This is a genomic window from Escherichia sp. 93.1518 (genome assembly GCF_013368915.2).
GTDB classification, from domain to species: Bacteria; Pseudomonadota; Gammaproteobacteria; order Enterobacterales; family Enterobacteriaceae; genus Escherichia; species Escherichia ruysiae.
On sequence record NZ_JABWMT020000122.1, the window covers coordinates 1 to 297 of the forward strand.

1 protein-coding gene is annotated in these 297 nt (G+C 56.9%); it reads left to right on the top strand.

Annotated features, from left to right (window positions below; genetic code table 11):
• Positions 1-297: major capsid protein (locus tag HEN21_RS23655; RefSeq protein WP_183082969.1), on the top strand; the 297-nt coding region annotated here is incomplete at both ends.

Consider the following 297-nt stretch of genomic DNA (forward strand, 5'->3'; position numbering starts at 1 on the left):
GACTGGTAAACATGGCGCTGTACGTTTCGCCGATTGTTTCCGGTGAGGTTATCCGCTCCCGTGGCGGCTCCACCTCTGAATTTACGCCGGGATATGTCAAACCCAAGCATGAAGTGAATCCGCAGATGACCCTGCGTCGCCTGCCGGATGAAGATCCGCAGAATCTGGCGGACCCGGCTTACCGTCGCCGTCGCATCATCATGCAGAACATGCGTGACGAAGAGCTGGCCATTGCCCAGGTGGAAGAGATGCAGGCAGTTTCTGCCGTGCTTAAGGGCAAATACACCATGACCGGTG